This window comes from Streptomyces sp. NPDC058051, from assembly GCF_042885475.1.
GTDB lineage: Bacteria > Actinomycetota > Actinomycetes > Streptomycetales > Streptomycetaceae > Streptomyces.
In genome coordinates this window covers 357,073-381,455 of sequence record NZ_JBHVRW010000005.1, presented here as the reverse complement: position 1 = coordinate 381,455, position 24,383 = coordinate 357,073, and the positions used below count along the sequence as shown (strand labels likewise).

The 24,383-nt window shown below is 70.9% G+C and carries 22 protein-coding genes and 2 pseudogenes; 7 read left to right on the top strand and 17 right to left on the bottom strand.

The window, feature by feature from the left end; all coding sequences use genetic code 11:
- The first annotated feature begins 199 nt into the window (after positions 1 to 199).
- The 4 genes from ACFVUT_RS11655 to ACFVUT_RS11640 all read left to right on the top strand — a co-directional run bounded on the left by ACFVUT_RS11655 (position 200) and on the right by ACFVUT_RS11640 (position 3,361).
- A complete protein-coding gene (locus ACFVUT_RS11655) occupies positions 200 to 1,144 on the top strand; it encodes a metal ABC transporter substrate-binding protein (protein WP_389645623.1) in 945 nt (314 codons plus the stop codon).
- Positions 1,145 to 1,182: 38 nt separating this feature from the next.
- On the top strand, positions 1,183 to 1,965 hold the full coding sequence (locus ACFVUT_RS11650; protein ID WP_389645620.1) for a metal ABC transporter ATP-binding protein: 783 nt from the start codon (positions 1,183 to 1,185) through the stop codon (positions 1,963 to 1,965).
- Between the two features lie 2 nt (positions 1,966 to 1,967).
- The gene (locus tag ACFVUT_RS11645; RefSeq protein WP_389645618.1) at positions 1,968 to 2,861 is read left to right on the top strand and encodes a metal ABC transporter permease; all 894 of its coding nucleotides are present in this window, start codon (positions 1,968 to 1,970) and stop codon (positions 2,859 to 2,861) included.
- Positions 2,862 to 2,926: 65 nt separating this feature from the next.
- Entirely contained in the window at positions 2,927 to 3,361 is a 435-nt protein-coding gene (locus tag ACFVUT_RS11640) for a Fur family transcriptional regulator (protein ID WP_389645616.1), read from the top strand.
- 38 nt (positions 3,362 to 3,399) lie between these two features.
- Here ACFVUT_RS11640 and ACFVUT_RS11635 read toward each other — a convergent pair whose 3' ends face one another.
- The 6 genes and pseudogenes from ACFVUT_RS11635 to leuA all read right to left on the bottom strand — a co-directional run bounded on the left by ACFVUT_RS11635 (position 3,400) and on the right by leuA (position 9,378).
- A complete protein-coding gene (locus tag ACFVUT_RS11635; RefSeq protein WP_389645613.1) occupies positions 3,400 to 4,221 on the bottom strand; it encodes an isoprenyl transferase in 822 nt (273 codons plus the stop codon).
- A gap of 35 nt (positions 4,222 to 4,256) precedes the next feature.
- Positions 4,257 to 5,003, bottom strand: a complete 747-nt coding sequence (recO, locus tag ACFVUT_RS11630) for a DNA repair protein RecO (RefSeq protein ID WP_389645610.1) — start codon at positions 5,001 to 5,003, stop codon at positions 4,257 to 4,259.
- Positions 5,004 to 5,062: 59 nt separating this feature from the next.
- Positions 5,063 to 5,470 (bottom strand): annotated as a pseudogene (locus ACFVUT_RS11625) (DNA-binding response regulator); the annotation flags it as partial.
- Between the two features lies 1 nt (position 5,471).
- Positions 5,472 to 6,548: pseudogene (locus ACFVUT_RS11620) on the bottom strand (MMPL family transporter); the annotation flags it as partial.
- Positions 6,549 to 6,707: 159 nt separating this feature from the next.
- Positions 6,708 to 7,385, bottom strand: a complete 678-nt coding sequence (locus ACFVUT_RS11615; protein WP_389645784.1) for a TerB family tellurite resistance protein — start codon at positions 7,383 to 7,385, stop codon at positions 6,708 to 6,710.
- Between the two features lie 205 nt (positions 7,386 to 7,590).
- Positions 7,591 to 9,378 carry a 2-isopropylmalate synthase gene (gene leuA / locus ACFVUT_RS11610; protein WP_389645608.1) on the bottom strand — a complete coding sequence of 596 codons (1,788 nt, stop codon included), beginning with the start codon at positions 9,376 to 9,378 and terminating at the stop codon, positions 7,591 to 7,593.
- Positions 9,379 to 9,673: 295 nt separating this feature from the next.
- On the opposite strand from leuA, the gene ACFVUT_RS11605 reads away from it, so the two are divergent.
- Positions 9,674 to 10,750, top strand: coding sequence for a M4 family metallopeptidase (locus ACFVUT_RS11605; protein ID WP_389645605.1), 1,077 nt, complete (start codon positions 9,674 to 9,676; stop codon positions 10,748 to 10,750).
- A gap of 38 nt (positions 10,751 to 10,788) precedes the next feature.
- The gene (locus ACFVUT_RS11600) at positions 10,789 to 11,055 is read left to right on the top strand and encodes a protealysin inhibitor emfourin (RefSeq protein WP_389645602.1); all 267 of its coding nucleotides are present in this window, start codon (positions 10,789 to 10,791) and stop codon (positions 11,053 to 11,055) included.
- A gap of 74 nt (positions 11,056 to 11,129) precedes the next feature.
- Here ACFVUT_RS11600 and ACFVUT_RS11595 read toward each other — a convergent pair whose 3' ends face one another.
- The 9 genes from ACFVUT_RS11595 to ACFVUT_RS11555 all read right to left on the bottom strand — a co-directional run bounded on the left by ACFVUT_RS11595 (position 11,130) and on the right by ACFVUT_RS11555 (position 20,778).
- Positions 11,130 to 12,158, bottom strand: coding sequence for a GTPase Era (locus tag ACFVUT_RS11595; protein ID WP_389645599.1), 1,029 nt, complete (start codon positions 12,156 to 12,158; stop codon positions 11,130 to 11,132).
- 61 nt (positions 12,159 to 12,219) lie between these two features.
- Positions 12,220 to 13,167 carry a WxL protein peptidoglycan domain-containing protein gene (locus ACFVUT_RS11590; RefSeq protein ID WP_389645781.1) on the bottom strand — a complete coding sequence of 316 codons (948 nt, stop codon included), beginning with the start codon at positions 13,165 to 13,167 and terminating at the stop codon, positions 12,220 to 12,222.
- 83 nt (positions 13,168 to 13,250) lie between these two features.
- Positions 13,251 to 14,633: a beta-xylosidase gene (locus tag ACFVUT_RS11585; protein ID WP_389645596.1), complete on the bottom strand. Its 1,383-nt coding sequence runs from the start codon at positions 14,631 to 14,633 to the stop codon at positions 13,251 to 13,253.
- A gap of 216 nt (positions 14,634 to 14,849) precedes the next feature.
- A complete protein-coding gene (locus ACFVUT_RS11580) occupies positions 14,850 to 15,203 on the bottom strand; it encodes a cytidine deaminase (RefSeq protein ID WP_389645594.1) in 354 nt (117 codons plus the stop codon).
- A 49-nt stretch (positions 15,204 to 15,252) separates the two neighbouring features.
- Positions 15,253 to 15,606 carry an MmcQ/YjbR family DNA-binding protein gene (locus ACFVUT_RS11575; RefSeq protein WP_389645591.1) on the bottom strand — a complete coding sequence of 118 codons (354 nt, stop codon included), beginning with the start codon at positions 15,604 to 15,606 and terminating at the stop codon, positions 15,253 to 15,255.
- A complete protein-coding gene (locus ACFVUT_RS11570; RefSeq protein ID WP_389645588.1) occupies positions 15,603 to 16,898 on the bottom strand; it encodes a hemolysin family protein in 1,296 nt (431 codons plus the stop codon). The genes ACFVUT_RS11575 and ACFVUT_RS11570 overlap by 4 nt, the downstream gene beginning before the upstream one ends.
- A complete protein-coding gene (gene ybeY, locus ACFVUT_RS11565) occupies positions 16,895 to 17,392 on the bottom strand; it encodes an rRNA maturation RNase YbeY (protein WP_389645585.1) in 498 nt (165 codons plus the stop codon). The genes ACFVUT_RS11570 and ybeY overlap by 4 nt, the downstream gene beginning before the upstream one ends.
- A gap of 12 nt (positions 17,393 to 17,404) precedes the next feature.
- Entirely contained in the window at positions 17,405 to 19,513 is a 2,109-nt protein-coding gene (locus tag ACFVUT_RS11560; protein WP_389645582.1) for a PhoH family protein, read from the bottom strand.
- Positions 19,514 to 19,653: 140 nt separating this feature from the next.
- The gene (locus ACFVUT_RS11555) at positions 19,654 to 20,778 is read right to left on the bottom strand and encodes a carbohydrate kinase family protein (protein ID WP_389645579.1); all 1,125 of its coding nucleotides are present in this window, start codon (positions 20,776 to 20,778) and stop codon (positions 19,654 to 19,656) included.
- A 337-nt stretch (positions 20,779 to 21,115) separates the two neighbouring features.
- Here ACFVUT_RS11555 and ACFVUT_RS11550 point away from each other — a divergent pair, with 337 nt between their 5' ends.
- Positions 21,116 to 22,474, top strand: a complete 1,359-nt coding sequence (locus ACFVUT_RS11550) for an MFS transporter (protein WP_389645576.1) — start codon at positions 21,116 to 21,118, stop codon at positions 22,472 to 22,474.
- Here ACFVUT_RS11550 and ACFVUT_RS11545 read toward each other — a convergent pair.
- Positions 22,438 to 23,430 carry an adenosine deaminase gene (locus tag ACFVUT_RS11545; RefSeq protein WP_389645573.1) on the bottom strand — a complete coding sequence of 331 codons (993 nt, stop codon included), beginning with the start codon at positions 23,428 to 23,430 and terminating at the stop codon, positions 22,438 to 22,440. The two genes, ACFVUT_RS11550 and ACFVUT_RS11545, sit on opposite strands and share 37 nt — an antisense overlap.
- A gap of 35 nt (positions 23,431 to 23,465) precedes the next feature.
- Positions 23,466 to 24,374 carry a ribonuclease Z gene (locus ACFVUT_RS11540; protein ID WP_389645571.1) on the bottom strand — a complete coding sequence of 303 codons (909 nt, stop codon included), beginning with the start codon at positions 24,372 to 24,374 and terminating at the stop codon, positions 23,466 to 23,468.
- Positions 24,375 to 24,383: the final 9 nt, after the last annotated feature.

Here is a 24,383-nt window from a genome sequence, read left to right as displayed (position 1 = left end):
CATTACGACGACGAAATTGGACAGGGGGGTGGCGCGAAGCGCCTCGGTGGGGGGTGGTGGTCGGGAGACGGGCGGGCGAATGCTTCAGATTACCGGCGGGCACGCCCCTTGGATCAAATCGGTATCGGCGCAGGCGACCGACGGGTCAGCTCATCATCCTTGTTGACAATCGTTTCCAGTTTTGTTGAAAATGACTGTCATGAACGTAAGCCGCCTCATACCCGCCGCCGCCGTCGCCGGAGCAGTCGTGCTCGGCCTCACCGCCTGCTCCGCCTCGGACGCCGCCGACGACAAGAACACGGACAAGCTGAAAGTGGTGGCCTCGTTCTATCCGATGGAGTTCCTGGCCGAGCAGATCGGCGGGGAGCACGTCTCCGTCACCACGCTGACCAAGCCGGGCGTCGAGCCGCACGACCTGGAGCTCACCCCGCGGCAGATCGGCGGGCTCGGCGACGCCGACTACATCCTGTACCTCAAGGGCATCCAGCCCGCGGTCGACGACGCCATCAAGCAGTCCGGTTCGAAGGACGTCGTCGACGCCTCGAAGCTCACCGTGCTGGAGGACCACGGCACCGAGACCGGCGCCGACGACCACGGTCATGAGCACCACGGCGACGAGGCCGGGGCCGACCCCCACATCTGGCTGGACCCGGTGAAGTACGCCGAGGTCGCCAAGGGCGTGGGCGCGTCCCTGGAGAAGACCGACCCGGACCACGCCGCGGACTACCGCAAGAACACGAAGGCACTGGTCACCAAGCTCGACGGCCTGAACACCGCGTACCGGAACGGTCTGAAGGACACCTCGACCAAGACCTTCATCACCACGCACTCCGCCTTCGGATACCTCGCCGAGCGCTACGGCCTGACCCAGGAGGGCATCGCCGGCATCGACCCGGAGGCCGAGCCCAGCCCCGCCCGGATCAGCGAGATCCACACCATCGCGGAGAAGAACAGGGCCACCACCGTATTCTTCGAGACGCTCGCCAGTGACAAGACCGCGAAGACCCTCGCCAAGGACACCGGCCTGAAGACCGACGTCCTGGACCCGCTGGAGGGAATCACGGACCGGTCCAAGGGCGCTGACTACTTCGAAGTCATGCAGTCCAATCTCGCCGCCCTGCAGAAGGCGCTCGGCGCGAAGTGACCCACGTAACACCCGCCACAGCAGCATCGGAGGCGCTCATGCCCGAGTCCGGAAGCACCACGACGGAACCCGTCATAGCCCTGCGCGGCGCCACGGCCACGCTCGGCGCGCGTCCGGTGCTGCGTGGCATCGACCTGACCGTCCAGCGCGGCGAGGTCGTCTCCCTGCTCGGCGCCAACGGCTCGGGCAAGTCGACCGCCGTACGGTCCGTCATCGGCCAGGTCCCCCTCACCGGCGGCTCCGTCGAGCTGTTCGGCACCCCGCTGCGCCGCTTCCGCGCCTGGGCACGCATCGGCTACGTACCCCAGCGCACCACGGCGGCCGGCGGCGTGCCGGCCACCATCCACGAGGTCGTCTCCTCCGGGCGTCTGTCCCGTACGAAGCTGGGCCTGCTCCGCAAGGCCGACCGGGCCGCCGTCGACCGGGCCATCGACCTCGTGGGCCTCACCGACCGGGCCAAGGACTCGGTGAGCGCGCTCTCCGGCGGGCAGCACCAGCGGGTCCTGATCGCCCGTGCGCTGGCCGCCGAGCCGGAGCTGCTGATCATGGACGAGCCGATGGCCGGTGTCGACCTGGCCAGCCAGGAGATCCTCGCCGCGACGCTCCGCGAACAGGTCGCGGCCGGCACCACGGTGCTGCTCGTCCTGCACGAGCTCGGCCCGCTGGAGCCGCTGATCGACCGCGCGGTCGTGCTGCGCGACGGCTGTGTGATGCACGACGGGCCGCCCCCGAAGGCGCTGGGCCAGCACGCCCTGCCCGGACACGACCATGTACACCCCCACGCGGCTTCCGAGCCCGTCCGGACCGGACTGCTGAGCTGATCATGGAATTTCTCGATCCTCCCTTCATGCAGCGGGCCCTGCTCGCCGCCGTACTGGTCGGCGTCATCGCCCCCGCTGTCGGCATCTACCTGGTCCAGCGCCGCCAGGCCCTGATGGGTGACGGCATCGGCCACATCGCGATGACCGGTGTCGGCCTCGGCTTCCTGCTCTCCACCAGCCCGGTGTGGATGGCCACGGCCGTCGCCGTGGTCGGCTCCGTCGCCATGGAACTGATCCGCTGGTACGGACGCACCCGCGGCGACATCGCGCTGGCCATGCTGTTCTACGGCGGCATGGCGGGCGGCGTCCTGCTGATCAACCTCTCCGACACCGGCTCCAACGCCAACCTCACCTCGTACCTCTTCGGCTCCCTCTCCACGGTCTCCACCGAGGACATCACCGCGATCTGCCTGCTGGCCGCCTTCGTGCTGCTGGTGACGCTGGGGCTGCGCCGGCAACTGTTCGCGGTCAGCCAGGACGAGGAGTTCGCCCGGGTCACCGGGCTCCCGGTGCGCGCGCTGAACCTGCTGATCGCGGTGACGGCCGCGGTGACCGTCACCGTCGCGATGCGGGTCGTCGGACTGCTGCTGGTCAGCGCGCTCATGGTGGTCCCGGTCGCGGCAGCGCAGCAGATCTCCCGGTCCTTCAAGCTGACGTTCGTGCTGTCGGTCGTCATCGGCACGGCGGTGACCCTCGCCGGCACCGTGACCTCGTACTACCAGGACGTCCCGCCCGGCGCGACGATCGTGCTGCTGGCCATCGTGGTCTTCGTCGCCCTGACACTGCTCGCCACGCCGCTGGCCAGACGGCGCGCCCGCCGGAGCGAAACGGCGTCCGGGGAGTGCACCCTTGAGGTACCGGCCGCCCGCCCGGCCACGGACGAACTCCGGGTCTGACCGTGATGCCCGGACGGGCTGGCACAATGGCCCGACACAAGTACGGGCGACACGAGGAGGCCGCTGTGGCGACAGCGCCGATCAGTGGAACGAACGCGGCCCCGGTGCGCGGCCGGTCGACCCGGCAGCGCGCGGCGGTGGCGGCGGCGCTCGACGAGGTGGACGAGTTCCGCAGCGCCCAGGACCTGCACGACGTGCTCAAGCACCGCGGCGACTCGGTCGGTCTGACCACCGTCTACCGCACGCTCCAGTCCCTCGCCGACGCGGGCGAGGTCGATGTGCTGCGCACCACGGACGGCGAGTCCGTGTACCGGCGCTGCTCGACCGGCGACCATCACCACCACCTGGTGTGCCGGATGTGCGGCAAGGCCGTGGAGGTCGAGGGGCCCGCGGTCGAGCAGTGGGCGGAGACGATCGCCGCGCAGCACGGCTACGTGAACGTCGCCCACACGGTGGAGATCTTCGGAACGTGCGCGGAGTGCGCGAGCACGAAGGAGTGACGGACGGCCCGGGGGCGCTGCCCCCGGGCCCGCGCCGTTCAGCCCGTCGGCTCCTGGGCCACTTCCTCCGCACCGCCGAAACGCCGGTCCCGCTGCGCGTACTCCAGGCAGGCACGCCACAGGTCGCGGCGGTCGAAGTCCGGCCAGAGGACGTCCTGGAAGACCATCTCCGCGTAGGCGCTCTGCCAGATCAGGTAGTTGGACGTGCGCTGCTCGCCGCTGGGACGGACGAAGAGATCGACGTCCGGCATGTCCGGGTAGTAGATGTACTTCGCGAACGTCTTCTCATTGACCTTGGACGGGTCCAGCCGCCCGGCCGCGACGTCCTGCGCGATGCGCTGCGCGGCGTCGGCGATCTCGGCCCGGCCGCCGTAGTTGACGCAGAAGTACAGCGTCATCCTGTCGTTGTCCTTCGTCTGCTCCTGGGCGACCTGGAGCTCCTGGACGACGGACTTCCACAGCTTCGGCATGCGCCCCACCCAGCGGATACGGATGCCCAGCTCGTCCATCTCGTCACGGCGGCGGCGGATGACGTCCCGGTTGAAGTTCATCAGGAACTTCACCTCCTCCGGGGACCTCTTCCAGTTCTCCGTGGAGAACGCGTACAGCGAGAGGTTCTTGACGCCCATCTCGATGCAGCCCTTGAGGACGTCCATCACGACAGCCTCGCCGACCCGGTGGCCCTCGGTGCGCGGGAGACCGCGTTCCTTGGCCCAGCGGCCGTTGCCGTCCATCACGACGGCCACGTGCTTGGGCACCAGCTCGCCGGGAATCTTCGGGGGCGTGGCGCCGGAGGGGTGCGGCTCCGGAGTCTTGTAGTCGCGCCGGTTACGGCCGCCGAGCATCCCGCGTACTGCCATGAACTGTCTCGCTCCCTGTGCCTGATCTGCCCGTGTCACTTCTCTACGTACCGCAGTGAGCGCAGCCCGCGCTCCAGATGCCAGTGCAGATAGGCGGACACCAGTCCGCTGCCCTCCCTGACATGACGCGCCTCGCACGCGTCCGCCGTCTCCCAGTCGCCGGTGAGCAGCGCGCTCAGCAGGGTGACGGCCTCAGCCGAGGGTACGACGCTGCCGGGAACGCGGCAGTCACCGCATATGACGCCGCCTGCCGCGACGGAGAAGAACCGGTTCGGTCCGGGCATGCCGCACTTCGCGCAGTCCTCGAAGCTGGGTGCGTAGCCGTTGACGGCGAGCGAGCGCAGCAGGAAGGCGTCGAGGACGAGGTGCGGCGCGTGTTCGCCGCGGGCGAGGGTGCGCAGCCCCCCGACGAGCAGCAGGTACTGCTGGACCGCGGGCTCACCCTCGTGGTCGGTGAACCGCTCGGCGGTCTCCAGCATGGCGGTGCCCGCGGTGTAGCGGGCGTAGTCGGTGACGATGCCGCCGCCGTACGGGGCGATCGTCTCGCTCTGGGTGCAGAGCGGCAGACCGCGACCGATCAGTTCGCTGCCCCGGGCGAAGAACTGCACATCGACGTGGGAGAAGGGTTCCAGCCGTGCCCCGAACTTGGACTTCGTGCGCCGCACACCGCGCGCGACGGCCCGGACCCGGCCGTGGCCGCGGGTCAGGATCGTGATGATCCGGTCGGCCTCGCCCAGCTTCTGCGTGCGCAGCACCACGCCGTCGTCCCGGAACAAGCTCATGCGTCCATTGTCCTGTACGGGGACGCCTCATCGGGCCCGCCCCCGCGACCCGGGGCCGCTCACGTCCCGTCCGCGCCGCCCGCGGCCGGTACGACCAGCCCGGATTCGTACGCGACGATCACCAGCTGGGCCCGGTCGCGGGCGCCGACCTTGCCCATGATCCGGCTGACATGGGTCTTCGCGGTGAGCGGGCTGAGACCCAGCGTCCCGGCGATCTCGGTGTTGTTCAGCCCGCGCCCGACGAGGCGGAGCACCTGACGCTCCCGTTCGGAGAGGTGGTCCGGACCGCCCGGAACCGGGGCATGCGGGGCCCGGGGTCCACTCAGCACCTGGGCGATGAGCCGGGCGGTCGGCCCGGGCGAGAGGAGTGCCTCGCCCGCGGCCACGGTCCTGACGGCGGCCAGGAGTTCGGCGGGCCTGGTGTCCTTGACCAGGAAGCCGGAGGCACCCGCGCGCAGTGCCTCGACGAAGCGAACGGCGCCGCGCGGGCACGCTGCCGTACGCGGGAACGACCGGCCAGAAGACCCGGCGGCCGAGCAGCACCAGCAGCGCCGGCAGCAGCGTCGTCATGGCGAGCAGTGCGCAGAGCACCCCGACGGCGGCGATCGGGCCCATGCCCCGGCTGCTGGTGAGGTCGGCGGCGAGCAGGCACAGCATGCCGGCGGCGACGGTTCCGGAGGAGGCGACGACCGCGGGGCCGCAGCCGCGCAGGGCGGCCGACATGGCGTCGTACGGCCCCTCGAAGCGGCTCAGCTCCTCCCGGTAGCGGGAGACGAGCAGCAGCGCGTAGTCGGTGCCCGCGCCGAAGACGAGGATGGTCATCACGGCGGAGCTCTGACCGGTGACGGTGAGATCGAAGCCCTGGTGGAGTCCGTACACGACGGCCGTGGACAGCGCGTCGGCGACACCTGCGACGACGAGCGGCACCAGCCACAGCAGCGGGCTGCGGTAGATGAGGATGAGCAGGATCGCGACCACGGCGACGGTCGTGTAGAGCAGCGGGCCGCCGAGGGACGCGTAGACCGTCTTCGCGTCGGTGGTGAGCGCCCCCGGACCGCCGACGTCCACGCTCAGTCCGTCGCCGCCCTCGGCGACCGCGCGCACCTCGTCGACGAAGGCGGTCCTGGCCTCGTCGTCCTGCCCGGGTTCGGTGGAGGAGACCGGGTACATCAGGGTGGTGCCGTCCTCGGAGGGGACGGGCCGGGGTGCCCCGGTGAGCGTGTGGCCGCGAGCGATTTCGGCGGTCTGTCCGGCGGCCAGGGTCCGGTCCGCGGCACTCAGCCCGCCGTCGCGGTGGTAGACGAGGACGAGATCGGTGGACTCGCCCCCGGGCAGCGCTTCCTGGATCTTCGCCACCTGCGTGGAGTCGGCGCTCGCCGGGAGGTAGTCGACGGTGCGGTTGACCTGGACGTCGCCGAGCTTGCCCGCGAGCGGGCCGGCGAGCGCGATCACGGCGGCCCGGAGGGCGACGACCGCCCAGGGCAGCACGCGCCGCAGGTTGCGTGGCCGCGACCGTGTCCCACCTGATTCGACTGCGGCCCTCATGACGGGCCCCCCTTTCGCCAGTTGTCTGGTTCCTGTCCAGACTCCCGGCGGAAAGCGGCCGGCGCGTCGCGCGCGAGGAGGGGTTCGCGGCTACTGCCGCGGTGGGCGCACGGGCCCGATTACTCCCGCGGGAGTACGCGTCCTGTGCGGGCGGGGCCGTCAGGAGGGGGTGCGCGCCGCCGCGGCGAGCAGGCGGGCGGTGTCCTCGGCACAGAGCCGCAGCGCGCCGCCGACCGTGGTCAGCACCTCGCGCTCCGAGGGCCCGTAGGGACCGTCGGCGAGCGCGATCCTGGCGCCCTGCAGCAGGATCGATTCGCGCCCGGCGGGGGCCAGGTGCGGGGCGAGGGGTTCCAGTGCCTCGTGCAGTTCGATGGCGAGCGCCGCGCCGCAGGCCTCGGCCGCCGGGTCGAAGCCGGAACCATGGCCGATGTCGGCGGAGAGGACCTCGACGACGATGGAGAGCTGTTCCTCCGTGCAGTCGTCGATCCCGGCGCCGCGCACGGTGGCGGCCGCGGTCTCCAGGACCGTGCGGGAGGCGGTGCCGCCGGCGGCGAGGACGCCGAGCGCGACCGTGTGGACGGCGTCCCGGAGCATGGCGGAGAACCGGGTGGTGGTGGGGTGGTCGAGGACATCGGTGTCGAAGTGCGCCTGGCAGGCGGCACATTCGACGACGGGGCCCGCGGTGCCGCGCCTCAGCGTCGGCACACCGAGCACGGTCAGGCGCCGACGGCCGGTGAGCCTGCGGTAGTTGCGGTCGCCGCCGCAGCCGGGGCAGAAGAACTCGCCGTCACCCACGGTTTCCCAGGTGGTGCGGATGCCGCAGATACGCAGCTTCATGGCGCGTTGTCCCAGGGCTGACCGCACGTCGCACACCTCCGTAACGCTCCGGCAACATTGCCGTGTGGACGTGATGTTAACCACAGTCACGATGTGACGTCAGCACCTCGATCGTCACAACTACTGGATATGGCCGAACCCCGCCCCCCGGATACCGGTGGACGGGGTCCTGGACCGTGCGATTTCACGCCCTTTCGGGCACGGTTCAGCGGGTGGCGCGGTTGACCGCGGAAACGACCGCCTTCAGCGAGGCGCGCGTGGTGTTGGCGTCGATGCCGATGCCCCACAGGACCTTTCCGTCGATCGCGCACTCGATGTACGAGGCGGCCTGGGCGCTGGCACCCTCGCTCATGGTGTGCTCGGTGTAGTCGAGCAGACGGGCATCGATGCCGATGGCCTGCAGCGCCTCGAAGAACGCGGAGATCGGGCCGTTGCCCGCGCCGGTGAGCACGGTGTCCGTGCCGTCCACGGTCGCCTCGACGGTGATGGCGTCCTGCCCGTCGGAGCCGGTCGTGGTCTGGCCGGAGCGGATCTGTACGCGTCCCCAGGCGTTGGCCGGGTTCGGCAGGTACTCGTCCTGGAACGTGGACCAGATCTGCGTCGGCGTGACCTCGCCGCCCTCGGCGTCGGTCTTGGCCTGAATGATCCGCGAGAACTCGATCTGCATCCGGCGCGGCAGGTCCAGCTTGTGGTCGTTCTTCAAGACGTAGGCGATTCCGCCCTTGCCCGACTGCGAGTTGACCCGGATGACGGCCTCGTAGCTGCGGCCGACGTCCTTCGGGTCGATCGGCAGGTACGGCACCGCCCACTCGATCTCGTCGACTGTCCTGCCCTGGGCGGCCGCGTCGGCCTCCATGGCGTCGAAGCCCTTCTTGATGGCGTCCTGGTGGGAGCCGGAGAAGGCGGTGTAGACCAGGTCGCCCGCGTAGGGGTGGCGCGGGTGGACCTCCATCTGGTTGCAGTACTCGCTGGTGCGGCGGATCTCGTCGATCTGCGAGAAGTCGATCTGCGGGTCGACACCCTGCGAGAAGAGGTTCATGCCCAGGGTGACCAGGTCGACGTTGCCGGTGCGCTCGCCCTGGCCGAACAGGCAGCCCTCGATCCGGTCCGCACCGGCCATGATGGCGAGTTCGGCGGCGGCGACGGCGGTGCCGCGGTCGTTGTGCGGGTGGACCGACAGACAGACGAACTCGCGGCGCGACAGGTTGCGCGACATCCACTCGAACCGGTCCGCGTGCGTGGACGGGGTCGAACGCTCCACGGTGGCGGGCAGGTTGAGGATGATCTCACGGCCCTCCTCCGGCTGCCAGACGTCGCAGACCGCCTCGCAGACCTCCAGGGCGAAGTCCAGCTCGGTGTCGGTGAAGATCTCGGGGCTGTACTGGTAGCCGAAGATCGTCTCCGGGCCCAGCAGCTTCTCCGCGTACTCCACGACCAGCCGCGTGCCGTCCACGGCAATCTGCTTGATGTCGTCCTTCGAGCCGCGGAAGACGACCCGGCGGAAGGTCGGCGCCGTCGCGTTGTACAGGTGCACGGTCGCGCGGTGAGCCCCGACGATCGACTCGATGGTGCGCTCGATCAGGTCCTCGCGGGCCTGCGTCAGGACGGAGATCGTCACGTCCTCGGGGATCGCGCCCTCTTCGATGATGGAACGGACGAACGCGAAGTCGGTCTCGCCGGAGGACGGGAAGCCGACCTCGATCTCCTTGTAGCCCATGCGTACGAGCAGGTCGAACATCTCACGCTTGCGGGCCGGCGACATCGGGTCGATCAGAGCCTGGTTGCCGTCCCGCAGATCGGTGGACAGCCAGCGGGGCGCCACGGTGATCCGGTTGTCCGGCCAGGTGCGGTCGGGGATGTCGACGGCCTCGTAGCGGCCGTACTTGTGGATCGGCATCCCGGACGGCTTCTGCTGCTGGGTCGCGTTGGTGATCGGCGTCGGCCGTCCGACAGGGGCGTCAACAGCGGTCCGAGCGGAATGTGCGGCAGTCATGACGTAGGGCTCCTCGGGGGTCCAACCAATGGGACGGCCGACTGTGTCGCTGCAACACCAGACTCCGCGGGGAGGGGGTCGGCCTACGACTACAGGCCCTCGCCGCGGCAGCTAAGAAGAAGCAGCCCGAAACGCATGATGCGACGAGACTAGCCGAGAGGCGTCTGATGCGTCCGTCCCGTATCAGTATGCGGGATCAGGCGCCGGAAACACCCAACAGTGACTTATCACTCCATTTCATCAATCCTGATCGCAACCAGTGACAGCACGATTACCCGGTGCCACAGTCGGTTGTATGCAGCCTCAGTCTCAGCACGGGTTCCACCCCGTCTTCTGCACCATCGTGCCGCCCCATGTCCTCGACAAGCTGTCGCAGTCCGACAACGCCGACCTCGCAGGTCCCGCCCGCCGCACCCTGGAGAACGACGCCGCCCGCCGCACCCGCCGCCAGATGGCGACGGTCGTCACCGTGCCCGTCGCCGCCGCGACCGGGAAAGAGGCGTCCGACAAACCCGACCGCACGCTGTACGACTGCCGTCACGACACCCAGCTGCCCGGCACCGAGGTCCGCGCCGAGGGGCAGGAGCCGACGAAGGACGCGAGCGTCAACCGCGCGTACGCGGGACTCGGCGCCACCTTCGAGCTGCTGCTCAAGGCCTACGGCCGACGTTCGATCGACGGCAACGGGCTGCCGCTGATCGGCTCCGTGCACTACGACGAGAAGTACAACAACGCCTTCTTCGACGGCGAGCAGATGGTCTTCGGCGACGGGGACGGCGAGATCTTCCTGGACTTCACCGTCGCGGTCGACGTCATCGCCCATGAACTGGCGCACGGCCTGACCCAGTACACCGCGAACCTGAGCTACTACGGCCAGTCCGGCGCGCTCAACGAATCGGTGTCCGACGTCTTCGGCTCCCTGGTCAAGCAGTACACGCTGGGCCAGAGTGCCGAGCAGGCCGACTGGCTGATCGGCGCCGGGCTGCTGGCTCCCCGGGTCCAGGGCGTGGCACTGCGCTCGATGAAGGCGCCGGGAACGGCGTACGACGACGACGTACTCGGCAAGGACCCGCAGCCCGCCTCGATGGAGGACTACGTCCACACCAGCGAGGACAACGGCGGGGTGCACCTCAATTCCGGCATCCCGAACCGCGCGTTCTATCTGCTGGCGACGGCACTCGGCGGGAATTCCTGGGAACGGGCCGGGCAGCTCTGGTTCGATGTCCTCACCGGTGGTCAACTGGCCGTGGACGCGGACTTCGCCTCCTTCGCCCGACTGACGGTGGCCGCGGCCCGCAGCCGCTTCGGGGAGGGCGACGAGACGGAGGCGGTCCTGAAGGCGTGGTCGGAGGTGGGCGTCCCGACGGCGTAGACACGGTCCCGGGCCCGTCCGGCGATGGAGGACACCACATGCGGATCCAGGTCAGCAGGACCGGCGGCTTCGCCGGCATCGCACGCCACCGCGAGGTCGACACCAGCGGACGGGCCGACGCCGCGGAGTGGGAGACCCTGGCCGCGTCGGCACTCGCCACGGGCCACGACACCCCGCCCACGGGCGTACCGGACGGCTTCCGGTACCGGATCACCGTCGGCGACCGCACGGTCCACTGCGCGGACCCGAAGCTGACCGAGGACCAGCGCGCGCTGATCTCACGCGTCCTCAAGGAGGGCGCGTGAGAGCCGCGCACGCGCGCATCCGGGCCGCGCGCACCCGGGCCGTGCGCATCCGGGCCGCGCGCCGCTGACTCGGGTCAGAACCCCAGCTTCCGCAGCTGCTTCGGGTCGCGCTGCCAGTCCTTGGCCACCTTCACGTGCAGGTCCAGGAAGACCGGCGTGCCGAGCAGCGCCTCGATGTGCTTGCGCGACTTCGTGCCGACGTCCTTCAGCCGCCTGCCCTTCGGGCCGATGATGATGCCCTTCTGGCTGGGGCGCTCGATGTAGACGTTGGCGTGGATGTCGAGCAGCGGCTTGTCCGCCGGACGGTCCTCGCGCGGCAGCATCTCCTCGACGACGACCGCGATGGAGTGCGGCAGCTCGTCCCGTACGCCTTCGAGCGCGGCCTCGCGGATCAGCTCCGCGACCATGACCATCTCGGGCTCGTCGGTCAGATCGCCCTCCGGGTAGAGCGGCGGGCCCTCCGGCAGCAGCGGGGCGATGAGATCGGCCAGCAGGCCGATCTGGCCGGCCCCGCCCCCGTCACCGCCCTGGTCCGAGGAACCGCTTCCCGCCTTCCGCTCCGCCTCCACGGCGGACACCGGGATGATCTCGGCCCACTCGAAGCCGAGCTCCTCGCCGAGGCGGGAGACGGCGAGCAGCTGTTCGGCGAGCTGCTTGGAGTCGACCAGGTCGGACTTGGTGACGATGGCGATCTTCGGGGTCTTCTTGATGCCCGCGAGTTCCTTGGCGATGTACGTGTCGCCGGGGCCCAGCTTCTGGTCGGCGGGCAGGCAGAACCCGATGACGTCGACCTCGGCCCAGGTGGTCCGCACGACGTCGTTGAGACGCTCTCCCAGCAGCGTGCGCGGCTTGTGGAGGCCGGGGGTGTCGACCAGGATCAGCTGCGCGTCCGCACGGTGCACGATGCCGCGCACGGTGTGCCGGGTGGTCTGGGGCCGGTTGGAGGTGATCGCCACCTTCTGGCCGACCAGAGCGTTCGTGAGGGTGGACTTGCCCGCGTTGGGGCGGCCCACGAAGCAGGCGAAGCCGGCCCGGTGCGGGGCGCTGCTCGCAGCCTGCTGTGCGGCGGCTTGGGTGTCAGGTCGAACGCTCATGGCGCCCATTGTCCCCGATCCCGGCGGCCCCGCCGCACCAAGGGCCTCCCCGGGCCTGTCCCGCGCCGCCTCAGGCCCCGCGGGCACGTCTGCGCCGGGCGGTCCGTATCCACATCCCCGTCCCGCCGCCGATGACGACCAGGAGGATCCCGGCCGGCAGCCAGGGCAGTGCGAAGTAGGAGACCGTGGCGGACTCACGGGTGTCGCGGGCGCTCGCCGTCAGTCTGATCTCGCCCCATTCGAGCTGGGGTGCGCCGGCCCACTGCTCGGTCAGCCGGACCCGCTGGCGGGGCAGCAGTTCGGAGGGGATCTTCTTCAGGTCGCGGGCGAGCAGGGTACGGCCGAAGAGACCCTCCGCCTTGAGCGCGACCCTGGGGTCGAGGGTGACATTGCCCCGGTTGTGGAGCGTGTACGAGATGACGGCCCGGCTCCGGCCGGTGCCCGGGACCAGCGGCTGGGTGTGCTCGACCTCGACGTCCTCCACGGAGAGCGCGGGCACGGTCGGTCCGTTCACCCGCAGATAGATCCGCGCGCCGACCGCCTTGCGGATGCCGACGGCGACGGCTCCCGCGTCGGCGGGGTCGACGCGTTCGTCGAGCGCGACGAGTGCGCCGGGGTGGTCGCCCGGCTCGGCGTCCCGCGGGACGGTGATGGTGACCGGGACGGAGACGGAACCGTGCGCCCGGACGGTGACCCGCGCACGGCCGGTTTTCGCCCAGGCGCCGACCGAGCGCTGTTTCTCGTCCTGGCCGCGGACCGCGAACCCGCCGTCGCGTGCGGTGTTGTAGGCATCGGCCGCGTACAGCAGGAAGGTCTGCGGCCGGTCCGTCTTGTTGGTGACGGTCACCTGGTCCCGGAGCGTGGCGCCGGGGTCGGCGGAGAGGTAGAAGTACGGGCGCTGACCGGTCTGCGTGGTGGCCGGGAAGACCGACCAGCTTCCGTTGTCCGCGGCGTGGGCCCCCGGTGCGGAGACCAGCAGGAGGACTCCGGCCAGGAGGAGTGCGTAGAGCGTGCGCACGGGGCAGAACCCCCAGGTGGTCTCGGGACGGGGCGGTCCGGGCGGGTGCGCGCCCGGACCGCCGGTTGCTCGGAGCTGCTCGGTCACGTGAGGGTGAGGGTGAGCACGCCGGAGTACGTACCGGGGGTGGCGTACGCCGGTACGGTCAGCGCGAGGCGGGCGTCGACGGTGAACTCACCGCCGGTGAACGTGCCGTTCGGCGTGGACGCCAGTGTGGCGCCCGCGCCGCCGACCGGTCCCGGCGAACCGGCCGCACAGGTGCTGGGACTGCCGGCCCTCGTCGCGCAGACCGGGGTCCAGCCGAGTGCGGACGCGCCGATCGCCGCGCCGCCGGGGCCCTTGAAGTCGGTGACCTTCCCGGTCAGGGACCATCCCGCGGGCCCACCGCGGTAGTCCTCGACCGTCACCGTCTGCAGGGAGCCGCGGGAGGCTCCGCCCCTGCCGAAGTCGACCGCCGACATCTCGACGGTGTCCCCGGCCTGGACCATGGAGAGCGTGCCCGCCTCGACGGACGAGGTGAGGCGCTGGCTGCCGTCCGGGGTCTCGCCGCCGCCACCGGTGACGGTGTAGCTCTGCGGGCCCGCCCCCTTGGCCGGATCCCAGCCGGCGCCCTCGTAGGCGACGATGCCGGTGGTCGCCGGGTCGTCGACGGTGAGCCGCCCGGTGAAGCCGCCGGAGCCGTCCGCCGTGACGGTGGCCGTGTCGGCGGTCTGGCGGTCACCGGCCCGGCCCGCGAGCGTGATGTCCGCGCCCGGGGTGAACTTCGACCCGGTCACGGTGACCGGATCCCCCGCCTTGCCGGAGGCGGTCCCGAGCTGGATGGCACGCTCGTTGACCTGGCCCCCGCCGTCCGTCGCGATGATCGTCTCGGAGACGGGGGCGGGCGGGTCCGTCACCGTGCAGGGGGTGTCCAGCTCCAGGAGGTAGCTGGTGTGGATGTTGTAGTCGCCGGGCGACAGGGTGATCTGACCGGGGGCGGTGACCGTGAACGTACCCGTCATCGAGAACGACGGGAAGACACCCTTTCCGGGCACGGGGTCGTTCTTCTTCGGGCCCGCGACGGTGACGCTCGCGCTCTGCGCGCCGCCGACGGTGACCGTGCCGGTCGGCGTCATGATGTCGGCGGGCAGCGCCAGATCGACGGGGTTGCTCGCGGCGGCTTCGACGACGGTGTACGTGACCGTGACCGTGTCGCCCACCTCCGGGGCGGCGTTGTCGACGGTGATCTCGGCCGTCGTCGTCCCGTCGATCGGCGGGATGCCCGCGATGGCCGGCGGAATGCAGTGGGTGGGGAAGTCCACCGGTACGGAGGCCGTCACCATGGCCTGCGCGGGGCCGACGAGTCCCCCTCCGCCGGCGACGACGAGCGCCCCCACGCCCAGCGCGGCGGCCCAGCGGCGACCGCGCGCGGGGCGTCCTCGGGCGTCGGATCTTCGCGTGCCGGCTCTTCGAACGGTCGGACGCATGGAGCCCCCTCCTGCCGGATGCGGCGCAGCGGCTCTTCTGCGCCGACAGGGGGCCCATTGGCGGCTCCGGCCGAGAAGAAGTCAAGGGAGTCGGAAAACGCCGACTGATGGGCCATCAGGTGCTGTCAAGATCCCCACTCCCCTCACCCGGTGTGCGAACGCCCCGCGCCGGTGGGGCACGGGGCGTTCGCACACGGTGGGGAGATTCCGTCGCCGTCAGCCGGCCGTCGCGGCGACCCGCAGTGTGCCGTCGGGGCCGGCGAGCAGCACCGGTGTGTCCGGGCCGCCCAGGTCCCGCACCGCGGCCCGGTCCGCGTCCGCGAGGGTCTGCGCCTCGGAGACGACCGCGGCCGCCTCCAGCGACGTGGCGCCGCTGGCCACGGCCATCGCCACGGCGGTCTGCAGCGCGCTGAGCCTCAGCGACTCCAGCGACACGGTGCCCGCGACGTACGTACGTCCGGTCTCGTCCCGTACGGCCGCGCCTTCCGGCACACCGTTGCGGGCGCGGGCGCTGCGCGCCAGCGTGACGATCTTGCGGTCCTCGGGGCCGAGGTCGGTGCTCTCAGTCATGTGCCGAGCATACGAAGCGCAGGGCCCGTTCCCGGCCCCGCCCCCGCGGCTACGCCCGGTCCAGCCGCAGCCGCTCCGCCTTCGGCAGCCCGGCCACCACCAGGTCGTAGGAGTCCTCGACGAGCTCCCGGAGCACCCGGTCCGGCATCCCGGACACCGTCACCGTGTTCCAGTGCCGCTTGTTCATGTGCCAGCCCGGCACCACCGCGTCGTACTCCTGCCGCAGCCGCACCGCCTCGTCCGGATCGCACTTGAGGTTCACCGTCAGGGGACGCGCGTCCAGCGCGCTGAGCGCGAACATCTTGCCGACCACCTTGAAGACGGACGTCTCCGGCCCGAACGGGAACTCCTCGGCGGTCGCGTCGAACTCCAGGCAGAACGCCCTCAACTGCTGCGGCGTCACCCCGCGTTCACCCCCTCCTGCGCCGCCACGGGCTCCACCAGCACCGTGACGATCTTGTTCCTGCGGCCCGCCGGGGACTCCGCGGTGAGCCGGAGCCGGCGTCCGTCCGGAAGGTCGACGACCGCCGACGCCCCGGCGATCGGCACCCGGCCCAGCGCCTTCGCGAGCAGTCCGCCGACCGTCTCCACGTCCTCGTCGTCGTACTCGTCGAAGCCGAACAGCTCACCGAGATCGCCGATGTCGAGGCGCGCGGTCACCCGGAAGCAGTCGTTCTCCAGCTCCTGGACGGGCGGGAGTTCGCGGTCGTACTCGTCGGTGATCTCGCCGACGATCTCTTCGAGGATGTCCTCGATGGTGACGATGCCCGCCGTGCCGCCGTACTCGTCGATCACGACGGCGACATGGCTGCGCTCCTGCTGCATCTCGCGCAGCAGATCACCGGCGTTCTTCGTGTCGGGCACGAACGCCGCGGGACGCATCGCCGTGGAGACCAGGTCGGCCTCCGACTCCCGGTTGATGTGCGTCTTGCGGACCAGGTCCTTGAGGTACACGATGCCGACGATGTCGTCCTCGTTCTCCCCCGTGACGGGAATCCGCGAGAAACCGGAGCGCAGCGCCAGGGTCAGCGCCTGCCTGATCGTCTTGTAGCGCTCGATGCAGATCAGGTCGGTCCGCGGCACCATGACCTCGCGTACGAGCGTGTCACCGAGCTCGAAGACGGAGTGCACCATGCGGCGCTCCTCGTCCTCGATCAGCGACTCCGCCTCGGCGAGGTCGACCATCGCCCGCAGCTCGGCCTCGCTGGCGAACGGCCCCTTGCGGAACCCCTTGCCCGGCGTCAGCGCGTTGCCGATGAGGATCAGCAGTTGCGGGACGGGGCCCATGACCCGGGCCAGCGGCAGCAGGACGTACGCCGCCGCCGTGGCCGTGTTCAGCGGGTGCTGGCGGCCGATGGTGCGCGGCGACACACCGATGGCGACGTAGGAGACGAGGACCATCACGGCCATGGCGACGGCCAGCGCCTCCCAGGTCTGCGGGAGCTCCTTCAGGCAGGCGTACGTGACGAGCACTCCGGCCGACATCTCGCAGGCGACCCGCACCAGCAGGGCGACGTTGAGATAGCGGGTCGGGTCCGCCGCGACCTGTTCCAGCTTGCGGGCACCGCGCCGGCCGGACCGGACCGCCTCGGCGGCCCGGAAGCTGGACGTGCGGGCGATGCCCGCCTCCGCGCAGGCCGCCAGCCAGCCGACGACGACCAGCAGGACGGCGCCCAGGACGAGGGGGACGCTCACGAGACGGTGGGGGCGGGAGAGGGGCCGGTCAGGCCGTGCTCGGCGCGCCAGCCGTCGACGATCGCGGCCTGGAGGCCGAACATCTCGGCCTTCTCGTCCGGCTCCTCGTGGTCGTACCCGAGGAGATGCAGCACGCCGTGGACGGTGAGGAGTTGGAGCTCCTCGTCCATGGAGTGCCGGGTCTCCGCCTCGTCTCCCTGCTTCTTGGCGACCTCCGGGCAGAGCACGATGTCACCGAGGAGCCCCTGCGGGGGCTCCTCGTCGTCCTTGGACGGCGGACGGAGTTCGTCCATCGGGAAGGACATGACATCCGTGGGCCCCGGCAGGTCCATCCACTGGATGTGGAGCTGCTCCATGGCGTCGGTGTCCACCACGATCACCGAGAGTTCGGAGAGCGGGTGGATCCGCATCCGCGCGAGCGCGTAGCGGGCGATGTCGAGGATCGCCTGCTCGTCGACCTCGGTTCCGGACTCGTTGTTGACGTCGATCGACATGGCGCGCTGCGACTACTTCCCGTTGTGGCTGTCTCGGCTGTCGTACTTCTCGTACGCGTCGACGATACGGCCGACCAGCTTGTGCCGTACGACATCCTGGGAGGTGAGCCGGGAGAAGTGCACGTCCTCGACGCCGTCCAGGATCTCCTGGACCTGGCGCAGACCGCTCTTGGTCCCGTTCGGCAGGTCGACCTGGGTGACGTCACCGGTGATGACGATCTTCGAGTCGAAGCCGAGCCGGGTCAGGAACATCTTCATCTGCTCGGCGCTGGTGTTCTGCGCCTCGTCGAGGATGATGAACGCGTCGTTCAGGGTGTTGTGCGTCAACAGGTAGTCCTGGGTGACGTACAACGAGTCCTCCGCCGCCACCTGGATGCACACGGTCTCCTCACGACCGGCAGGCTCGATGCTGTCGATGAAGCGCGTCGGACGGCCGCCGCCGCCTGCCGCACGGTACTTCTCCGCCTTGTGGGAGAGACGGAAGGGCTCGATGTCCTCGGGGAGGCGGATGTCGACGATGTGCGAGTCGTGGCGGTGACGGACCTCGCGGCCGTTCGCCAGACCCGGCGCACGTCCTTCGGCGGCCCTGCGCCGGGTGTACGCGACACCGCCCAGCGACTGGACGAGTGCGATGACGTCGTCGCGCAGCGCGATCGATGTCGTGGAGTACTGGACGCGACACGTGCGGTCCGCCTGGGCGACCGGGCCTCCGTCCGCATCGAGCAGTCCTTGAAGAACGGCGATCCGGATGTCGGCGGAGTTGTAGAGGTATACGTCCGGTACGAACGTGGAGTGCGAGCGCGTGCCCATCAGGTCGAGCTCACGCAGGGAACGGGTGACCGGGTTCTCCAGCGTGACCACGTCGCCCGGCGCCTGCACCCTGTTCGGCGCATGGTCGGGCCCGCCCCTGTGCCGTACGGAAACGCCCGGGAGAGAGCCTTCCAGTGCCTCGGCCGGCTCGGGATCCTCGGTGGCGAACGAGGGGGTGGTTGTCCCGGTCAGGCAGCCGTCGCCGAGCAACAGCCCCAGCGCATAGGCGTCCATCGGAACCTCCCGCTCGGGGAAGCTGACCGGCGCGGTGAGCATCGGCAGCTCGTAGCGGTGTGCGTGCGCCGCGCGGAGATTGCCGATCATCTCCTCGGTCTCCAGGACCCGCCACGGCTCGTCCCGGCGCTTGTCCGACGCCGTACGGACCGTCCACAGGTGCTCGCCACAGCACAGCGTCCAGGAGCCGTCCTGGGCGGAGACTCGGTAGATGTCCCTTTCGCCCTGCGGGTAAACACCGAGCACGGGCGTGGGCTCACCGTGGGAACCGATGACGAGGTCGCCGACCTGGAGGTCTCCGATGGGGCGCCAGCCGTCCGGCGTGAGCACATTCGTGAAGAGCGGTTGGCTACGGCCGCGCATGTAGGCCAGGGGCGCGACCTCGATCGTGCCCGCCGCCATCAGGCGCGGGATGGAGTCGGGGTCGAGCATGTCGTGGAGCGCGTCGTAGAGGGGGCGCAGATACGGGTCGATCTTCTCGTAGAGCGTGCCGGGCAGGAAGCCCAGCCGCTCGCCGGCCTCGACGGCGGGACGGGTCAGGATGATCCGGTTGACCTGCTTGGACTGGAGGGCCTGGACGGCCTTCGCCATGGCGAGATAGGTCTTGCCGGTGCCCGCGGGGCCGATGCCGAAGACGACGGTGTGCTTGTCGATGGCGTCGACGTACCGCTTCTGGTTGAGCGTCTTGGGGCGGATCGTGCGCCCGCGGCTGGAGAGGATGTTCTGGGTGAGCACCTCGGCCGGTGTCTCCGGGCCGTCCCCCTCGCCGCTCTCCGTCGCCCTGAGCATGGCGATCGAGCGTTCCACTGCGTCCTCCGTCATCGGCTGACCGGTGCGGAGCACCAGCATCATCTCGTCGAACAGGCGCTGGATCAGGGCGACTTCCGTCGCTTCACCGGCGGCGCTGACCTGGTTTCCCCGGACATGGATGTCGGCCGCCGGGAAGGCCTTCTCGATCACGCGCAGGAGGGCGTCACCTGAGCCCAGGACGGTCACCATCGGATGCTTGGCCGGAACGGTGAACTGGGCTCGCGCCTGCTCCGGCGCGGGGGTCTGGGCTGTGGGTGTCTGAGTCATGGGCCGGCTCTGTGGCCTGCACATACCTCCCGCTGCAGGGTTCTCGCCGATCGACAACCTCTGGAGTACCAAGCCTACGACTCCGCGCCGACAACGCCGAGGGCTTTTGCGTGCGCACCACGAACACCTGTGCCCCGGGGTTACGCCGGACGGCGGAAGCCGATCGTCGGGACGGCGCGGCGCAGCGGCCACGGCCGGGCGGCGGCGGGCAGCAGTTCGTCGAGGAACGCGTACCGCTGGAGCGCCGCCGGATCCTGGCCGGCGCAGGTGCGGACCTGCTGCCACCAGGCGGCGATCTCCTCCCAGCCCGGAGCCGACAGCGATCCGCCGAACTCCTGCACCGAGAGCGCCGCGGTGAGTCCGGCGAAGGCCAGCCGGTCGGCCAGCGGCCAGTCCGCCAGGGTGCCGGTGACGAATCCGGCGACGAAGACGTCGCCCGCCCCCGTCGGGTCCAGGGCCTCGACCTCGATCGCGGGTACCACCCCGCTCGCCCCGGTCGCCGCGTCCACCGCGTACGCGCCCTCGGAGCCCAGGGTGACCACGGCGAGCGGCACCCGCTCGGCCAGGGCGTGGGCGGCGGCGCGCGGGCAGTCGGTGCGGGTGTAGCGCATCGCCTCCTCGGCGTTGGGGAGGAAGGCCTCGCAGTGCTCCAGGTCGGTGAGGGCGTCCAGGTCCCAGCGGCCGGTCTCGTCCCAGCCGACGTCGGCGAAGATCCGGGCGCCGTTCCTGGCCGCCTTGGCGACCCAGGGCTCGCTGCGGCCGGGGGCGAGCGAGGCCACGGCGGCGCGGGCGCGGGGCGGGCAGCTCGGGAACGCGGCCTCCCCGACGGGGGCCGGGGCGTCGGAGGTGCCCGCGGGGCCGGGTGCCTCGTGGCCGTGCGAGACCATCGTCCGCTCGCCCTCGTACGCCATCGAGACGGTCACCGGCGAGTGCCAGCCGGGGACGGTGTGCGACATGGACAGGTCGATCCCCTCGCCCTGTTCCAGGGCGTCCCAGCAGTACTCGCCGTAGTGGTCGTCGCCGAATGCCGCGGCCAGTGAGGTGTGCAGTCCGAGCCGGGCCAGCGCGGTGGCCATGTTGGCGACCCCGCCGGGGCTGGAGCCCATGCCGCGCGCCCAGGACTCGGTGCCGCGCACCGGGGCGCTGTCCAGGCCGGTGAAGATGATGTCGAGGAAGACCGTGCCGGTGAGGAAGACGTCGCAGTCCGGGTCCTGCGGGGCGCGCAGCCCGTCCAGTGGGTCGACACCTGGATTGTCTGTGCTCACCTTGCGCTCCCCGGTCGTGGCAGATCTGGCCAGTGTGCCCGATCGAGCCGCGTAACCGGAGGGTCCGCGCCGCCGCTTCGACGGGCCGGTCAGGACCCGGCACGTGAAGGCGACGCTTGCGGGGACGGCTGCTGCTACCCGAACCCCAGAAGAGTAAACGCATATGTGACCCAGAACACACATGGGCGCCTTTCGGCCGACCGGGCGCAGTTGATACAAATTGGCCCGCGAGTCCCGTCGGCACGAGTTGCCGTGGTGTGCCCCGCCTCTCCCTGTGTGTCCCGCATTGCCCTCCCCTGCCTTCTCTGCCTCCTTCGGCATGTCTTCAGGAACGCCCATGTCCTCGCGCCCGCGCGCCGCGTGGCCTCTGGTAGCCGTCTTCACCGCCGGTTACCTCGCCGCCTACCTGCTCCCCACCATCGTCGGGCGGCTCTCCGTCCATCTGGGCCTCAGTACGGCCCAGGCCGGGCTGGTGGGCAGCGCCCTGCTGCTGAGCTCGGCGACCGCCGGCTTCACGCTGGCGGGCCGGGTCGAGAGATGCGGGCCGCGCAGGCCGGCGCGGATCGGACTGGTGCTGGCCGCGGTGGGGTACGGCTGCGCGGCGCTGGCGGGGTCCGTGCCGCTGGTGGTCGCGGGCGTGGTGATCGGCGGCCTCGGTTCCGGTACGGCGACCGCGGTGGCCGCGTCGGGCATCGCCGCCCAGCGGGATCCGCACCGGACCTCGTCGCTCGGCCTGCTCAGCGTCTCCGCGACGGCGGGCGCCCTCTATCTGACGATCCCGCACCTCGGCGGCGGCCACCGGCTGCCGTTCGCCTCGATCGCCCTGGCCGCGCTGCTCGTCTGGCCCGCCACCGCACGACTCGGCGGCAGCACGCCCGGGGGCCCGGCTGCGCCCGCCACCGGCCGGCTGCCGCACCGCCGTTCCGGCCTCGTGCTGGCGGGCGGCATGCTCGTCTGGTCCATGGCCCAGAACGCGCTGTGGGGCGTCAGCGGCCGGATCGGTACGGCTCAGGCCGGGCTCTCCGAGGTCACGGTCGGGGCGGTGTTCGCCGCCGCGCTCGGTGCGGGCCTGCTCGGGGTGATGGGCGCCGGAATGCTGGGCGCCAGGCTCGGCCGGGCGGTACCGATCGGTCTGGGCACCGTCATCATCGCGGCGAGCATCGTGCTCAGCTCGTCGGCCGGGGACCTCGGTTCGTTCGCCACCGGCGAGATCCTGTGGAACACCGTCTACCCGGTGGTCCTGTCGTACCTGATCGGCCTGGCCGCCTCCCTGGACGTGCGCGGGCGCTGGGCGGTACTCGCGGGCTCCGCATCGTCCGTGGGCGTGGCCTGCGGACCGGTCCTCGGCAGTGTGCTGTCCGAGCAGGCCGGCTACCCGGTCATGGGCATGGTCCTGGGCGCCGTCACACTCCTGGTCGCGGCCCCGGTCACGGCCGTCGCCCTGCACACCGGCGGCCGTCCGCTGGTGCCGGGATCGGTGCGCCGCAGGGGTGGCGCGCCCGCCGCGCTGCTGGCCGTCACCACCGGGGCGGTGCCCGGGGCCGTGCCCCAGCTGGGCGCGCCCGAGCAGGCCGTCACGGAGATCAGCCTGCCCGCGCTGCGCCGCAGGCGGCCGGTCAGGAACGCGTTCCGGACGGCCGGCCCGTCGGGCGGCGCCGGTCAGTCGAACTCGTACGCCTCGACCTCGGCCAGATAGCGCGCCCTGCGCTCCTCGTCGTGGTCGAGGAAGGCCGCCTCGAAGGAGTTGCGGGCCAGTGTGCGCAGTTGCTCGCGGTCGAGGCCGAGCGCCTCGTGGACGGCATGGAAGGTGTCCCCGACGTATCCGCCGAAGTAGGCGGGGTCGTCGGAGTTCACCGTGCAGAGCAGCCCGGCGGCCATCATGGCGCGCAGGGGGTGCTCCTCCAGCGTGTCGATGGCGCGCAGCCGCACGTTGGACAGCGGGCAGAGGGTGAGCGGCACCCGGTCGGCGGCCAGCCGCTTCACCAGGTCCGGGTCCTCCATGCAGCGCAGCCCGTGGTCGATGCGCTCGACCCCGAGCACGTCCAGCGCCTCCCTGATGTACGCGGGCGGGCCCTCCTCGCCTGCGTGGGCGACCTTGCGCAGTCCGAGCGCCGCAGCCGCCTCGTACACCTCGCGGAACTTGACGGGCGGGTGTCCGACCTCCGCCGAGTCGAGGCCGACCGCGCTGATCCGGTGCAGGTGCGGCTTCGCGGACCGGAGGGTCTCCAGCGCCGACTCGGCGGACCGGTCGCGCAGGAAGCACATGATCAGCTGGGTGGAGATGCCGTGCTTCTCCTCGCTGCGGTCCAGCGCCCGGCCGAGCCCTTCGACGACGGTGCCGATCGGGACGCCGCGGGCGGTGTGCGCCTGCGGGTCGAAGAAGATCTCGGCGTGCCGGACGCCCTGGGCGGCGGCGCGGGTCAGATACGCGTCGGCGAGCTCTTCGAAGTCCTGCTCGGTCCGCAGGACCGCCATCAGGGCGTAGTACAGGTCGAGGAAGGTCTGCAGGTCGTCGAAGAGGTAGGCGGTGCGGAGCTCGTCGGTGGTCTCGTACGGCAGCCGCACGCCGTTGCGTTCGGCGAGTGCGAAGGCCAGCTCGGGTTCGAGCGTTCCTTCGATGTGGAGGTGGAGTTCGGCTTTGGGGAGGTGCACGGGTATTTCACGCTCACAAGGTGGTGCTGATGTGTTCAGGGACGCCGGCTGGGCACGGAGACCCGGCTGAGGTCCTGGGCGACGGTCAGTTCGCCCTCGAACCCCGCGGCGCGGGCCTGGGTCTCGAAGGCGGCCGGGTCGTCGTACCGCTGCGAGAAGTGCGTCAGCACGAGGTGCCGTACGCCCGCCTCGCGGGCGACCCGGGCCGCCTGTCCGGCGGTCAGGTGGCCGTGGTCGGTGGCGAGCCGTTCGTCCTCGTCGAGGAAGGTCGACTCGATGACCAGCAGGTCGCATCCCTCGGCGAGCACGTGCACGCCGTCGCAGAGTCTCGTGTCCATGATGAACGCGAACCGCTGACCGCGCCTGCGCTCGGAGACGTCGTCGAGGGTGACGCCGCCGAGGGCGCCCTCGCGCTGGATCCGGCCGACGTCGGGCCCCTTGATTCCGTGCTCGGCGAGGAGCGCGGGCAGCATGCGGCGCCCGTCGGGCTCGACGAGCCGGTAGCCGTACGACTCGACGGGGTGCGAGAGCCGGTGGCTGCTGAGCGTGTACGCGTCCGTGGTGGCGAGCACCCCGTCGGCGCTGACCGGGGCCTCGGTCAGCTCGACGGACTCGCGGTAGGCGGTCGCGTACCGCAGCCGCTCGAAGTACTGCTGTCCGCTCGCCGGGTAGTGCGCGGTCACGGGGTGCGGGACCTGGTCGAGGTTGATCCGCTGGATCACCCCGGCCAGTCCCAGCGAGTGGTCGCCGTGGAAGTGCGTGACACAGATCCGGTCGATGTCGTGCGCGGCGACGCCGGCCCGCAGCATCTGCCGCTGGGTGCCCTCACCCGGGTCGAAGAGGATGCCCTCGCCGTCCCAGCGGAGCAGGTAGCCGTTGTGGTTGCGGTGCCGGGTCGGGACCTGGCTGGCGGTGCCGAGGACCACGAGTTCGCGTACGGACATGGTGGGTGA

What these genes read in the sequence shown, in the direction of transcription:
- ACFVUT_RS11655 (WP_389645623.1), top strand. Translation starts at nt 200, where the DNA reads ATGAACGTAAGCCGCCTCATACCCGCCGCCGCCGTCGCCGGAGCAGTC.
- ACFVUT_RS11650 (WP_389645620.1), top strand. Translation starts at nt 1,183, where the DNA reads ATGCCCGAGTCCGGAAGCACCACGACGGAACCCGTCATAGCCCTGCGC.
- ACFVUT_RS11645 (WP_389645618.1), top strand. Translation starts at nt 1,968, where the DNA reads ATGGAATTTCTCGATCCTCCCTTCATGCAGCGGGCCCTGCTCGCCGCC.
- ACFVUT_RS11635 (WP_389645613.1), bottom strand. Translation starts at nt 4,221, where the DNA reads ATGGCAGTACGCGGGATGCTCGGCGGCCGTAACCGGCGCGACTACAAG.
- recO (WP_389645610.1), bottom strand. Translation starts at nt 5,003, where the DNA reads ATGAGCTTGTTCCGGGACGACGGCGTGGTGCTGCGCACGCAGAAGCTG.
- ACFVUT_RS11615 (WP_389645784.1), bottom strand. Translation starts at nt 7,385, where the DNA reads ATGAAGCTGCGTATCTGCGGCATCCGCACCACCTGGGAAACCGTGGGT.
- leuA (WP_389645608.1), bottom strand. Translation starts at nt 9,378, where the DNA reads ATGACTGCCGCACATTCCGCTCGGACCGCTGTTGACGCCCCTGTCGGA.
- ACFVUT_RS11605 (WP_389645605.1), top strand. Translation starts at nt 9,674, where the DNA reads ATGCAGCCTCAGTCTCAGCACGGGTTCCACCCCGTCTTCTGCACCATC.
- ACFVUT_RS11600 (WP_389645602.1), top strand. Translation starts at nt 10,789, where the DNA reads ATGCGGATCCAGGTCAGCAGGACCGGCGGCTTCGCCGGCATCGCACGC.
- ACFVUT_RS11595 (WP_389645599.1), bottom strand. Translation starts at nt 12,158, where the DNA reads ATGGGCGCCATGAGCGTTCGACCTGACACCCAAGCCGCCGCACAGCAG.
- ACFVUT_RS11585 (WP_389645596.1), bottom strand. Translation starts at nt 14,633, where the DNA reads ATGCGTCCGACCGTTCGAAGAGCCGGCACGCGAAGATCCGACGCCCGA.
- ACFVUT_RS11580 (WP_389645594.1), bottom strand. Translation starts at nt 15,203, where the DNA reads ATGACTGAGAGCACCGACCTCGGCCCCGAGGACCGCAAGATCGTCACG.
- ybeY (WP_389645585.1), bottom strand. Translation starts at nt 17,392, where the DNA reads ATGTCGATCGACGTCAACAACGAGTCCGGAACCGAGGTCGACGAGCAG.
- ACFVUT_RS11560 (WP_389645582.1), bottom strand. Translation starts at nt 19,513, where the DNA reads ATGACTCAGACACCCACAGCCCAGACCCCCGCGCCGGAGCAGGCGCGA.
- ACFVUT_RS11550 (WP_389645576.1), top strand. Translation starts at nt 21,116, where the DNA reads ATGTCCTCGCGCCCGCGCGCCGCGTGGCCTCTGGTAGCCGTCTTCACC.
- ACFVUT_RS11540 (WP_389645571.1), bottom strand. Translation starts at nt 24,374, where the DNA reads ATGTCCGTACGCGAACTCGTGGTCCTCGGCACCGCCAGCCAGGTCCCG.